At 68.3% G+C, this 11,090-nt stretch carries 13 protein-coding genes; 7 read left to right on the top strand and 6 right to left on the bottom strand.

Features of this window, described 5'->3' with window-relative positions; all coding sequences use genetic code 11:
• From VF557_16740 to VF557_16725, 4 genes are all read right to left on the bottom strand, one after another.
• The coding region (locus VF557_16740) for an excinuclease ABC subunit UvrA (GenBank protein HEX8081861.1) at positions 1-996 on the bottom strand (996 nt) is incomplete at its 3' end.
• A 33-nt stretch (positions 997-1,029) separates the two neighbouring features.
• Complete coding sequence (locus VF557_16735; GenBank protein HEX8081860.1) at positions 1,030-1,479, bottom strand: pyridoxamine 5'-phosphate oxidase family protein; 450 nt, start codon at positions 1,477-1,479, stop codon at positions 1,030-1,032.
• Between the two features lie 9 nt (positions 1,480-1,488).
• Positions 1,489-1,899: a VOC family protein gene (locus VF557_16730; protein HEX8081859.1), complete on the bottom strand. Its 411-nt coding sequence runs from the start codon at positions 1,897-1,899 to the stop codon at positions 1,489-1,491.
• 5 nt (positions 1,900-1,904) lie between these two features.
• Positions 1,905-2,354 carry a helix-turn-helix transcriptional regulator gene (locus VF557_16725; protein ID HEX8081858.1) on the bottom strand — a complete coding sequence of 150 codons (450 nt, stop codon included), beginning with the start codon at positions 2,352-2,354 and terminating at the stop codon, positions 1,905-1,907.
• 370 nt (positions 2,355-2,724) lie between these two features.
• Here VF557_16725 and VF557_16720 point away from each other — a divergent pair, with 370 nt between their 5' ends.
• The 3 genes from VF557_16720 (at position 2,725) to VF557_16710 (ending at position 5,668) form a co-directional block, all read left to right on the top strand.
• Positions 2,725-3,075, top strand: a complete 351-nt coding sequence (locus tag VF557_16720; GenBank protein HEX8081857.1) for a hypothetical protein — start codon at positions 2,725-2,727, stop codon at positions 3,073-3,075.
• A gap of 43 nt (positions 3,076-3,118) precedes the next feature.
• The gene (locus VF557_16715) at positions 3,119-3,430 is read left to right on the top strand and encodes a hypothetical protein (protein HEX8081856.1); all 312 of its coding nucleotides are present in this window, start codon (positions 3,119-3,121) and stop codon (positions 3,428-3,430) included.
• 228 nt (positions 3,431-3,658) lie between these two features.
• A complete protein-coding gene (locus VF557_16710; GenBank protein ID HEX8081855.1) occupies positions 3,659-5,668 on the top strand; it encodes a DUF4157 domain-containing protein in 2,010 nt (669 codons plus the stop codon).
• 23 nt (positions 5,669-5,691) lie between these two features.
• Here the strand turns inward: VF557_16710 and VF557_16705 are convergent, their stop codons facing one another.
• Entirely contained in the window at positions 5,692-6,060 is a 369-nt protein-coding gene (locus tag VF557_16705; protein HEX8081854.1) for a cupin domain-containing protein, read from the bottom strand.
• A gap of 39 nt (positions 6,061-6,099) precedes the next feature.
• The gene (locus tag VF557_16700; protein HEX8081853.1) at positions 6,100-6,510 is read right to left on the bottom strand and encodes a GNAT family N-acetyltransferase; all 411 of its coding nucleotides are present in this window, start codon (positions 6,508-6,510) and stop codon (positions 6,100-6,102) included.
• Between the two features lie 121 nt (positions 6,511-6,631).
• Between VF557_16700 and VF557_16695 the strand changes: the two genes are divergently transcribed.
• The 4 genes from VF557_16695 to VF557_16680 all read left to right on the top strand — a co-directional run bounded on the left by VF557_16695 (position 6,632) and on the right by VF557_16680 (position 10,905).
• Positions 6,632-7,642 (top strand): 1-aminocyclopropane-1-carboxylate deaminase, encoded by a 1,011-nt coding sequence (locus VF557_16695; protein HEX8081852.1) that lies wholly within the window; start codon positions 6,632-6,634, stop codon positions 7,640-7,642.
• Positions 7,643-7,695: 53 nt separating this feature from the next.
• A complete protein-coding gene (locus VF557_16690) occupies positions 7,696-9,354 on the top strand; it encodes a DUF885 domain-containing protein (protein ID HEX8081851.1) in 1,659 nt (552 codons plus the stop codon).
• Positions 9,351-10,103, top strand: coding sequence for a glycerophosphodiester phosphodiesterase family protein (locus VF557_16685; protein ID HEX8081850.1), 753 nt, complete (start codon positions 9,351-9,353; stop codon positions 10,101-10,103). The genes VF557_16690 and VF557_16685 overlap by 4 nt, the downstream gene beginning before the upstream one ends.
• 76 nt (positions 10,104-10,179) lie before the next feature.
• Complete coding sequence (locus VF557_16680) at positions 10,180-10,905, top strand: thymidine kinase (GenBank protein ID HEX8081849.1); 726 nt, start codon at positions 10,180-10,182, stop codon at positions 10,903-10,905.
• Positions 10,906-11,090: the final 185 nt, after the last annotated feature.

Here is an 11,090-nt window from a genome sequence, read left to right as displayed (position 1 = left end):
GTCTCGGATCTCCATCGCGCAGGCATCGGCGATGTTCACCTTCCCGATCTTCGACGAGCGCGCTTCTTCGCTGAGCCGGGTGCCGTCGCAGTCCGGGCAGGTGGTGAACGTGATCGCCCGCTCGACGAAGGCGCGGATGTGCGGCTGCATCGCGTCGACGTCCTTGGCGAGCATCGACTTCTGGAGTTTCGGGATCAGGCCCTCGAAGGTCAGGTTGATCCCCTCGACCTTGATCTTCGTCGGCTCCTTGTGGAGCAGGTCCTGCAGCTCCTTCTTGGTGTACTTCCGGATCGGCTTGTCGGGGTCGAAGAAGCCACAGCCGCGGAAGATGCGGCCGTACCAGCCCTCCATGCTGTAGCCGGGGATCGTGAGCGCGCCTTCGTTCAACGACCTGCCCTCGTCGTAGAGCTGCGACAGATCGATGTCCGTGACCGCGCCGCGGCCCTCGCATCGCGTGCACATGCCGCCTGTGCGGGTGTAGGTCGCCCTCTGGGTCTTGGTCTTGGCGCCCCGCTCGATCGTGATCCCGCCGCTCGCCCGGACCGAGGGGACGTTGAAGGCGAACGCGCTGGGCGACCCGATGTGCGGCTGCCCGAGCCGGCTGAAGAGGATGCGCAGCATCGCGTTCGCGTCGGTGGCCGTGCCGACCGTGGAGCGCGGGTCCGCGCCCATGCGCTGCTGGTCGACGCTGATCGCGGTGGTCAGCCCGTCGAGGACGTCGACGTCGGGCCGCGCCAGCGTCGGCATGAAGCCCTGCACGAAGGCGCTGTAGGTCTCGTTGATCAGCCGCTGGGACTCCGCGGCGACGGTGCCGAACACCAGCGAGCTCTTGCCCGAGCCGGAGACCCCGGTGAACACCGTCAGCCGGCGCTTCGGGATCTCGACGCTGACGTTCTTGAGGTTGTTCACGCGCGCGCCGTGCACGCGGATCAGGTCGTGGCGGTCGGGGTCGCGCAGCGCGGGCGACTGCGGGTCCGTCCTGGTGGCCATGCTCATCGTCCCTCCATCTGTTCAGACCGGTCAGCTGTGTCAGACCAGCCAGGTGCCGTCGCGCATGAGCGTCCGGCCCGCGATCTCGTTCGCCTCACGCCACGCCTGCACCCGGACCGGCCGCAGCACGAAGAAAACGTATCCCGTGCTGCGGCGCGGATCCCAGTCAGCCTGTGCGACGTAGGCCTCGCCCAGCACATCGTCGGCCGCGACGTCGACCGCCTTCTCGATGACGGCGTCGATCATCACCACGTCGCGGGTCGGTCCGACGCCGAGCCGGGCCTGGCCGGACGCAGTCAGGTTGCGCGCGGTGGTCGAGGACCCGTCGACCGCGATCACGACTCGCTCGTCCACCCAGGCCAGCGAGACGGGCACGAGGTACGGCGCGCCTGCGGCCGAGGCGGTGGCGACCCAGACGTCGATCGCCTGGGTCGCCAGCATCGCCAGCGTGTCGGCCTTGCGGGTCTCACCGTCTCGGGCTTCGCCCATCACGACGGCTCAGCGCAGTTCCTGGATGCGGATCAGGTTTCCCGCGGGGTCGCGGAAGGCGCAATCCCGAATCCCGTACGGCTGCTCGGTCGGCTCCTGGACGACGTCGACGTCGCTGGCCTGCAGCTGGTCGAAGGCGCCGTCGAGGTCCTTGGTGGCCAGCAGGATCCAGCCGTAGGTGCCCTTGGCCATCATCTCGGTGATGACGCGGCGCTCGTCGTCGGTGATGCCGGGGTCGACTGCCGGCGGCGCCAGCAGGATGGAGGTGCCGGGCTGGTCGGGCGGGCCGACCGTGATCCAGCGCATCCGGCCCTGACCGACGTCGTTGCGGACCTCGAAGCCGAGGACGTCGCGGTAGAAGGCCAGTGAGGCGTCGGGGTCGTCGTGCGGAAGGAAGGTGGTGTGAATGGTGATGTCCATGGCAGTCACGTTAAGCCCGGCGCGGAGACGGGCGCTTCTCGATTCCTGATCGGTCTGGTCACCTGCTTGGCCACGCACGGCGGCAACTCCGGAGCTCCCTGCGCCGCCAGCCGCCGGTAGGTGCTGGGTGGCATGCCGACCAGCTCGGTGAAGCGAGTGCTGAAGGTGCCCAGCGACGAGCAGCCGACCGCGAAGCAGACCTCGGTGACGCTGAGGTCACCGCGCCGCAGCAGCGCCATCGCGCGCTCGATGCGCCGGGTCATCAGATAGCTGTAGAGCGATTCGCCGTAGGCGAGCTTGAACTCGCGGCTGAGGTGCCCGGCCGACAGGTGCACCCCGCGGGCCAGCGCCTCGACGTCCAGCGGCTGCGCGTACTCCCGGTCCATCCGGTCGCGGACCCGGCGCAGCAGTGCGAGGTCGCGCAGGCGCTGCGCCTCGGCGGGTCTGCTGGTCACCTGTGCGATCGTGCCACGTCGCGCCGGATTGCCCCGCCCGGCGGCCCTCGCACCCCCGCCATCTCTATAGGCTCCGCGAAACCCGTACGAGTGCAGGTATTCCACCCAGGAGGAACCCAGCGGTCACTATCAGGAGTTGGCGCCAGCACAAGGTTCGGGCCTTGCCGTGGGACTTCGGACAAATGGCCTGGCAGGGGACCTCTTCGGGCTGTTCCTACCGGCACGCGATCACCACTACGACCCATGGCCTCAACGCGCCGACGCCTGATCGAAACCCGGGTGCCGGTCAACGGCCTGGAACCTACACTTCGACCGGAGGTATGCCTCCTTCAACTGGTTGTCACTACTGCGAGAAGTTCTGAGGTCAGCGATGGCGAGCCGTGCGTTACAGGAGCTCGATGAACTCGTCGACGAGCGACTGAGCCGGTGGGACATCCGCCGCCAACAGGACGGTGACAGAGTCACCTACGACGTTTCCTCACCCGATGGCAGGCGAGTCGAACTGGGCCAAAACCATAGCGTGCATCTCTGGTTGTCCCTGCCACAGGGCTGGCGCTCGGATACCGCCGGCGATGACGTGGAGAGCCTGGTCCATGACTTCAACGAGTACATCAGCATGGCTGACGCCATTCTGCGGGGGCAGCTGGTTGTCCCGCCCCGTGAGCCGGGTTCTCGGCGCCAACGGTGGGTGGTTCCCGAATTCGACCTGTTCATGAGATGACTTGCCATTCCAACCCAGGGAATGTGCCCGGCGAGGTTGTGGAATGAAGCAACTTACAAAAAACGAGCTCGAAGAGTTGGACCGGCTCTGGGATGAGTTGGGACGGCTCTTTCCCTATACCGGTGGCCCGCCGATGACGGACGACGAGGTGATCGAGGCATCCCTGGATGCGATGTTGGCAGGAGTCGTCAGTAGCGGCGGTGGAATGACTCGTGATGGCTTGGCCCTGTTCGAAGAGGCCGTTGCCTGGAAGGCTCGCTCCCCAGCGCTGCAGAGCATCCTCGATCGCGTGGCGGCCGTTCTGGGGCTGGATGAGGATACTCAAGGCGAGGCCGGTGATGATAAATCGCGTTAACCGGGCAAAAGCCAGCTCGGCGTGTAAGCTGCCCGTGAAGCAGTTTCGGGCACACGTAGGAACTCACTGGTCATGGGACAGGATCGGCCTCAAGCGACGCCAACGCGTGCGCGTGGCTCTGCTGACCGGTCCGACGACTCCCTGCATGACCGTGCCACCGAGGTCGCCGAGTACGCGGCCCCCGTGCTGGACCAGCAAGCCCTCGCGCTGCCCGCACCAGGACTTGGCGTGGCAGGACTGGACGTGGCAGGACTGGGCGTGGCAGGACTGGCGGTCGCCGGCGGCGCCGGCCCGCTGCTGCGAGAGCTGTCCGGCGCAGCCGACCCGCTCGGCGGCAACCCGATTCCGGACGGGGTGCTATCCGCTCTGCGCCGGCGCAAGGGCGGCGGCCGGCCGCTGACCCCCGGCATGGCCACCGAGATCGGCCAGCAACTGGGCCCGGCGGCCAGCGCCGCGCGGATCCACACCGACGGCGAGGCCGATCACATCGCCCGATCGGTGCAATCGGTGGCGTTCAGCTACGGCTCGGACGTGTACTTCACCCAGGGCGCCTACTCCCCTGACTCCCAGTCCGGTCAGCGGCTGCTGGCCCACGAGCTCTCCCACGTCCGGCAGAGCGCGACCGGCTCCTCCGGTGGCGGGCCGATCGTCGGCGCGGCCAATGACCCCGCCGAGCACGAGGCCGACCGCAGCGCCGACCAGGTTCTGGGCGCGCTGCGCCGGCAGGCGGTCGGGCGTGGCACCCCGGCCTGCGACCATGCCAGTCACCCCGAGCACAGCGGGCACCTCGCGGTGTCGGTACTGGCGAGAACGACCCTGGCCAGCTCCACCGGTGAACTGGTGCGCCGGGCCTATACCGAGCAGGAGCGCCCGGGCATCCTGCAACTGGCGCAGCTGGAGAACTCCCAGGAGCGGCTCATCGCCCTGGAGGCGCACAACTGGTCCAGCGCCGACACCATCGCACTCGCCTCGCGGAAGCCGGCGCCGACCTACGCCGAGCTGAACTCGATCATGGCCAAGCTGACAGCTGCTCAGCTCGCCCAGATCCAACCGAGCTGCGCCAGCCTGGCCGAGGTGCTGGCGCTGGTGGCCACCGCGTGGCCCGCCGCCGACCTCGCCCGGCACGCCGCCTTCGACCCCCGCCCGACAGCGCCCGAGCTGCAGGCGGTGATCGCGTTCTTCACCCCGGAGCAGGTCGATTACGTGATGAACGTCAGCTCCAGCTGGGCTGACATCGTGGGCTACGCGGGCAGCGGCTGGTCGGCCGAGGACCTGGCGGGCACGGCCAGTATCCAACCGGCGGCGTCGGTGAGCCAGTTCCGGACCATCGTCAGCCGATTCAGCTGCGCCCAGCTCGACAAGCTGATGGAACCGTCCGCCTTCACCTGGGACAAGCTGACCGAGCTGGCCGAGGCAGCGGAGCCGGACCCGCAGTCGCCGGCGCTCACCCTCAAGGATGTGCTCGTCGCCTGCAACTCGCTGATCAAAGAGGACGTGGCGGCCCTTGACGAGCTGGGCCTGAAGGTGTCGGCACGCCGATATCAGGCCCTGGTGATCGGCACCGACTCCCTTACCGAGATCGACTACAGCCAGGTGATGGACTACCTCAAGGACGCTCGCTGGTTCAGCATCTGCTTCGACACCGCTCAGCGGCTGTTCGACGATCTGGGCGATGTGGCCGCCAACTCCTCGGACGGCGCCCGGGACGCCAAGTATGCCCAAGCCGACCAACGCAAACGGGCTCACCTGCTGGAAACCCACCTACTCGCCGCGAGCGCCGGCGGCACGCCGATGATCTTCAACATCCACATGGGCGGCCACGGTTTCAGCCTCACCGTCATCGGCACGAAGGTCTATCAGCTGGAGGCCTTCGCCTCCCACGCCGACGATGACGCCGACGTGCTGAAGAACTTCGAGGACCTCAGCGCGTCGCTGGTGACCAGCATCCGCTCCAACAACACCTACGGCATCGCCGAGGTCACCGCGGCGATCGTCGACATGACCTCGACCAGCCGCAAGAAGCGGACCGCGGCAGCCCAGGTCATGGGCTGGAACCCGGGACCGTGCGGGTTCATCGACCTGAAGACGGACACCATCACCGACCCGATGGCGATCTGGTGGGAGTCGGCCAGCCTGCACAGCAACGCCCAGATCGTCACCAACATCGCCCTGCGCATTCAGCGGCAACGCGCGGAGATCCGCAAGAAGTTCGGCATCAAAGACGACGATGACGCCTAAGGGCCGCTGACCGCTGCCAGCCGCTACGCCAGGGAGTCGTCGTAGCCGGCCGTCAGCGGGCCGCCGGCGGTGCCGGTGTTGACCACGCCGGCCGGCTCGATCAGCACCGCGCGCACCTCGCCGTCGGCGACCGGGCAATGCTCGACTCCGCGCGGCACCACGAACAGCTGGCCGGGCCGCAGCGTCACGTCGCCGTCCCGGAGCTGGATTCGCAGCTCGCCGTCCAGCACCAGGAACAGCTCGTCGGTGTCGTCATGGGTGTGCCAGATGAACTCACCCTGCAGCTTGACGACCTTGATCTCGTAGTCGTTGAGCCGAGCGACCACCTTCGGCGCCCACTGCTCGGAGAACGCGGACAGCTTCTCGCCGAGATCGACGGGGACGTTTGCCATGGGCAAAGCTTGGCAGAATCGACAGCGACCCGTGAGGGGTCAGCCGCCCTCGAGCCAGCGGCCGACCACTTTGCTCATGCCGACGGTCTGCGGCCGGAAGCCGAGCGTCTCGTAGAAGGCCTGCATGTCGTCGGTGAACAGCCCGACGTGCTGGCCGGGCACGGTGGCCAGCAACCGGTTGACCACCTCGCGCCCGACGCCGCGCCGGCGGTACGGGGTCGCCGTCCAGATGTCGACCAGGTAGGCGTTGCAGACCCCGTCGCTGAGAATCCGGCCGTTCGCCACGAACTGCCCGTCGCAGCGTCCGAAGATCACGGCGTGGGAGTTCTGGTGCGAGACCCGGTACTGCTCGGGAGTGCGCAGGTTGTCGAAGTCGTCGGCCACCAGGGCCTGCTTGAGCGCCGACCAGTCCACGTCGTCCAGCTCGGAGGAGAACACGATCTCAGCCACCGGCTGAGCATCTCATCCGCCGCGGGTCGCCTCAACGACCGGTGGCGCACCTAGGCTGGTCGCGGCGCCACCAGCGCCGTCCACCTGGCGCCGAGGCGTCCGAGATCAGGAGTCGTAGAAGATGGCCTTGAGCGACTTTCCCCGCTATCCGCTGCTCTTCGGGCCGAGCCCGGTGCATCCGCTGGAGCGCCTGAGCGCCCATCTCGGCGGCGCCCAGATCTGGGCCAAGCGCGAGGACTGCAACTCCGGCCTGGCCTACGGCGGCAACAAGACCCGCAAGCTGGAGTACCTGGTTCCCGAGGCGCTGGCGCAGGGCGCGACCCACCTGGTCTCGATCGGCGGCGTGCAGTCCAACCACACCCGCCAGGTCGCGGCGGTCGCGGCCAAGCTCGGGTTGCAGGCCCGGCTCGTGCAGGAGAGCTGGGTGGACTGGCCCGACTCGGTCAACGACCGGGTCGGCAACATCCTGCTGTCGCGGATCATGGGTGCCCACGTCCAGCTCGTCGAAGCCGGTTTCGGCATCGGCTTCAAGCAGAGCTGGGAGAACGCCCTGGCCGAGATCACCGACGGCGGCGGCGTGCCCTACCCGATCCCGGCAGGCGCCTCCGACCACCGGCTGGGCGGCCTCGGCTTCGCGAACTGGGCGTATGAGGTGCAGCAGCAGGAGGCCGAGCTGGGCGTCTTCTTCGACACCATCGTCGTCTGCAGCGTGACCGGTTCCACCCATGCCGGGATGATTGCCGGGTTCGCCGGGCAGGACCGGCCACGCCGGGTGCTGGGCATCGACGCCTCGGCCAAGATCACCGAGACCCGGGCCCAGGTCGAGCGGATCGCGCGCAACACCGCCGAGCTCATCGGCCTGGAACGGGAACTGCGCGACGACGAGATCACCGTGCTGGACGGCTGGGCCGGTGACTACTACGGCATTCCGGTCCAATCCACCCTGGACGCGATGCGGCTCACGGGCAGCCTGGAAGGCGTGATCATCGATCCGGTCTATGAGGGCAAGTCGATGGCCGGGCTCATCGACCTGGTCAGCACCGGTGAGATCGCGCGCGATTCGATCGTGCTGTACGCCCATCTGGGTGGCCAGCCGGCGATCAACGCCTATAGCGCGCTGTTCAAATCCTGACAGTGCAGCAACCAGTGCAGCCAACAGTGCCGTTCCGCGACTACCGTCTGGCCATGACCTCTGAACACTTCACCAAGATCGCCAACGACGCGGTGGCCTCGTTATGCGCGCATTACCCCGATACGGCCACCATGCTGGGTGATCACAGCCATGACGACCAGTTGAGCGATCCGTCGGCTGCCGCCGGACAGCGCCGCGCCGACGAGCTCCGCTCGCTGATCGCGCGACTGGACGAGCTGCCGGCCGACCAGCTGGACACCGCGGACGCCGTCGACCGTGACATCCTGCGGACGGCGTCGGAAAGTGAGCTGCTCAGCCTGACAGACCTTGACGAGGCCAGCTGGAATCCGATGGTCCACAACCCGGGGCAAGCGTTGTACGCGCTGCTCACCAGAGACTTTGCTCCGTTGCCGGAACGGTTATCCGGCGTGGCCGGCCGGCTGCGCGCGGTTCCGGACTACCTCGAGGCGGCCCGCGGCCGGTTGAGCGGCATGTCCGCAATTCACGTCCAGACCGCTATCGGGCAGTTCGAGGGCACCCTTGCCCTGATCGAGGGCGAGATTCCCGCGGCGATAGCCGAGACGGGCGGCAGCCCGGACCTGTCGCAGGAGATCAGCCGGGCGGCGGCGGCGGTACGCGAGCACCAGGACTGGTTGCGTGCCGAGCTGGCCGGAGCGCAGCGGCCCGCCAGGCTCGGCAACGATCTCTACGCCAGCAAGTTGGAGCTGGTGCTGGCCACCCCGTGGCAGCCCAAGCTGTTGCTGGAGCAGGCCTACCGCGATCTGGACCGGGTCGAGAGCGAGCTGGCCGACCTGGTCGGCCAGACCACCGGGTCGGCGAACCCCGACCGGGCCGCGATCGCAGCCGAGTTCAACCGGTTGGCCGCCGACGCGCCCACCAGCGAGACCATCCTGCAGCTGTGCCGGGAGGCGATGGCCGAGACCACCGACTTCGTGCGCAAGCACGACCTGCTCACCCTGCACGACGATCCGGTGGAGATCATCGAGATGCCCGAGATCGATCGCGGCGTGGCGGTGGCCTACTGCGTAGCGGTCGGGGTGCTGGAGACCGCGCCGCTGGCCACCCAGTTCGCGGTCTCGCCCACGCCGAAGGACTGGTCAGAGGATCAGGTCCGCTCGTTCTACCGCGAGTACAACAACCACATGCTGCACAACCTCACCATCCATGAGGGGATGCCCGGCCACGTGGCGCAGCTGTCGCACAACCAGCGTTACCAGGGCGCCAACCCGATCCGCGGGGTGTTCGGCAGTGACTCGTTCATCGAGGGCTGGGCGGTCTATGCCGAGGAGCTGATGGCCACCCTGAAGTACCGCGGCGAGATCTCCGCCGAAGCGGCCGCGGCGGTGCGCATGCAGCAGCTGAAGATGCAGCTGCGTGCCATCCTGAACACCATCATGGACGTGTCCTTCCACTCCGGTGACCTCGACCAGCGCGAGGCCATGGAGCTGATGATGACCCGCGGGTACCAGGAGGAAGGCGAGGCCACCGGCAAGTGGCGTCGGGTGCAGCTGAGCTCGACCCAGCTGTCCTGCTACTACGTCGGCTACCTCGAGGTCCTGCAGCTGGTCGCCGACCTGCGCCAGGCCCACCCGTCCTGGTCGGACCGGCAGCTGCACGACACCATGCTGAGCTTCGGCTCGCCGCCGGTGCGCTACCTGCGCCAGCTGTTGGGACTGCCGCCGGCCGCATGAGCTCACCACCCCGGCCGGCGGTCGGAATCGCCCACCGGGGCTTCTCCCCGGACGGCGCCGAGAACTCGATGGCGGCCTTCCAGGCTGCCGTCGATCTCGGCTACCGGCACCTGGAGACCGACGCGCGGGTGACCGGCGACGGGGTAGCGCTCGCCTTTCACGACCCGATCCTGGACCGGGTGACCAACTCACACGGGCAGCTGCGGCAGCTGAGCTGGCGAGAGGTCAGCGCGGCCAGAATCCTGGACCGGGAGCCGATCCCCCGGCTGGAGGAGGTGCTGGACGCGTTCGGCGAGGTCAGCGTCAACATCGACGTCAAGTCCGACGCCGCGGTCGGGCCGACGCTGGACGCGATCCGGCGCACCAACTCCTGGCGTCGGGTGCGGCTGGCCTCCTTCTCTCCCGCCCGGTTGCTGCAGCTGCGCCGCAGCGCCGGGCCGGCGACGCCGAGCGCGCTGACCGCCACCGAGGTGGCCGCGCTGAGCCATGGCCGGTTCGGCCCGCTGTCCGGGCCGCCCAGGCGTGCCGGCCTGGCCGCTCAGGTGCCGCCGCGGGTCGGACCGCTGCAGGTCGTCGGGCCCCGGTTCATCGCCGCCGCCCGGGCCCGCGGCATCGAGGTGCACGTCTGGACGGTCAACCTGCGCGCCGAGATGGTCCGGCTGCTCGACCTCGGGGTCGACGCGATCGTCACCGACCGGGCGGACCTGCTGCGCGAGGTGCTGCGCGAGCGCGGCCAATGGCAGGCCTGAGCGGGTAGGCGAGACTCGGGTAAGCCGGTGACGTCGTGCACGGCTGAGCCCGCTACGGCGGGTAATCTCGCAAGTCGTGCCTGCCATCCGTGCCGACCTGCCCCCTGGCCGCGACAGTGCCCTGGCCGCGGTGCCCGCGGCCGGCAACCGCCGCGAGATACCGATGCCCGCTCACCTGAAGTTCTTCTACGGGCCGATGGACTGCGGCAAGTCCACGCTGGCCCTGCAGGTCGATCACAACCACGCCCGGCAGGGCCGGTCCGGGCTGATCCTGACCCGCTATGACCGCTCGGGCCGGGCCCGGGTCACCACCCGGGTGGGGCTCAGCCACGATGCCATCGAGGTCACCGACGAACTCGACCTGTGCAAGCTGGTCCGCCAGAACTGGGCGCTGGGCCGCCGGGTCGATTACCTGATCGTCGATGAGGCCGGCTTTCTCAACCCCGAACACGTCGACCAGCTCGCCGAGCTGGTGGACGAATACCACGTCGATGTCTACTGCTTCGGCCTGGCGACCGACTTTCGGAGCCTGCTGCTGCCCGGCGCGAAACGGCTGATGGAGCTGGCCGATGAGATCTCCGAGATCCAGGTCGAGGTGCTGTGCTGGTGCGGCATGCCCGGCAAGCACAACGCCCGCGTCATCGCCGGCCGGGTCACCCGCGAAGGCGACACGGTGCTGGTGGCCGACACCGTCGCGACCGGCGGGAACGACGTCAGGTACCAGGTGTTGTGCCGCGCGCACTACCGCCGGGGTGACCTGGGTTCCGCCCCGACGCTGGGTGAGCAGCTGACCCTGGACTGAGTGCTCCCGGCCCGCTCGCCGACGTGCCGGGGACCGGTCATGGGCAGTCGGCGGGGAGAGATGGGTCTCAGTGTGCCATCGATTACGGCAAAAAGTGCAAACTGAGCGCTAGACTGCCAGTTCCCCCCGCTACGGTCGCTAGGCTGTGGGGAATCATCTGCCGGGACTGTTCGTTGGAAACTCGG

The organism is Jatrophihabitans sp., from assembly GCA_036389035.1.
Classification (GTDB): domain Bacteria; phylum Actinomycetota; class Actinomycetes; order Mycobacteriales; family Jatrophihabitantaceae; genus Jatrophihabitans_A.
This window is presented reverse-complemented; position numbering and strand designations above follow the sequence as displayed.